Genomic DNA, 1,628 nt, shown 5'->3' on the forward strand with positions numbered 1-1,628 from the left:
GCCCCGCGGATCACTTCTTCCTGGAGCCGGCTGCCAGCGACTTCTCGCGTATCGCCTTGAACTCGCTGCCGTCCTTCCAGGTAGGCCACATGTCGCTGTTGGCCAGTTTTTCGCCGAGGGCGTAGAACGCCTTCACGTTCTGCGTCACGCCATCGAAATTCCAGCGCATGTCGTAGACGTCGGTGGGCTGGTGGTAGTGGTTCTTCACGTAGTCGGCATCGGCCGCCTCGCCGGCGGCCTTTCCACCGTTCACCATGTCGATGCCGCCACCAGCGGAAAGCGCGGGCACGCCGGCCTTGGCGAAATTGAAGTGATCGGAACGGAAGTAGTGACCTTTTTCGGGCGACGCGTCGCCGCTGACGACGCGGCCGTCGGCCTTGAGAACCTCCGCGAAGGTATCTTCCAGGTCGCCCTGGCCTAGCCCCACCACTTCCATGTCCCGGGTCGGGCCGGTGATCGGCAGGGCGTCCATGTTGATGTCCGCGACGGTCTTCGCCAACGGGAAGGGCGGATGCGCCACGTAGTATTTCGAGCCGAGCAACCCGGACTCCTCCATCGTCACCGCGGCGAAGACCACCGTGCGCTTCGGCTTGTCCTGGGCGAACTTGCCGGCGATCTCGAGCAGCGCGGCGATGCCGGTCCCATTGTCGATCGCGCCGTTGTAGATCTGGTGGCCCTTGAGCGCGGGGTCGCGGCCGAGGTGGTCCCAGTGGGCGCTGTAGACGATCGCCTCGTCGGGCTTCTCGCTACCCTTGACCATGCCGATGACGTTGTTGCTGAGCGAATGGGCGATGGTGCTTTGCAGGTGGATCGAGGCCTTCGCGTCCAGCGGCACGGCCTTGAAGCCGCGCATGTCCGCCTGTTTCGCGAGTTCGTCGAAGCTCTTGCCGGCCTTGGCGAACAGGCGCTGGGCCGCCTCATGCGTAAGCCAGCCCGCGACGGGCAGGCGCGGCGCCGGATCTTCGCTCTCGGGGAGGTCCAGCCGGGGCATGGTCCAGCCGCTTTGCACCACGTTCCAACCGTAGGCGGCCGGTTCGGTCTGGTGCACGATGAAGGCCGCGGCGGCGCCTTGCCGGGCGGCTTCCTCGTACTTGTAGGTCCAGCGGCCGTAGTAAGTCATTTCACGACCCTTGAACAGGCTCGGGTCCTTGCCGTCCCAGCCCGGATCGTTGACCAGGATCACCAGCGTCTTGCCCTTCACATCGATGCCGTCGAAGTCGTTCCACTGCGCTTCGGGTGCGTCCACGCCGTAACCCACGAAGACGATGTCGGAATCCTTCAGGTCGACATCGGCCTTCGCCTGAAGCGTGCCGGCGACCATGTCCTTGCCGAAGGCGAAGCCTTCGTTACCGCCGCCTTCGGCCACGTTGAGCGCGAGTGAATCCTGGCCATTCAACGTGGTGGAGACCGCGGGAACGCTCTGTATCCAGTCGCCCTTGTTGCCCGGCTCCAGGCCCATCCGCTTGAACTGCTCGATGAGATAGTTCGTAGTAAGCCGCTCGCCCAGCGTGCCGGGTTTGCGCCCTTCGTACTCGTCCGAGGAGATGACGCGCAAATGTGCGGAGAAATCGCCGCCGGTGATCTCGGGACTGAACTCGTGATGCTCGTTCTGTCTCTTATACACATCT

1 protein-coding gene is annotated in these 1,628 nt (G+C 64.0%); it reads right to left on the bottom strand.

What is annotated here, in order from left to right; translation table 11 throughout:
• Positions 1-10: 10 nt before the first annotated feature.
• Positions 11-1,628, bottom strand: a 1,618-nt coding sequence (locus ACR9ZJ_RS19295) for a M28 family metallopeptidase (RefSeq protein ID WP_481288679.1), incomplete at its 5' end; no start/stop codon positions are given.

The sequence above is a fragment of the Luteibacter sp. KNZ12-1A genome, from assembly GCF_056755675.1.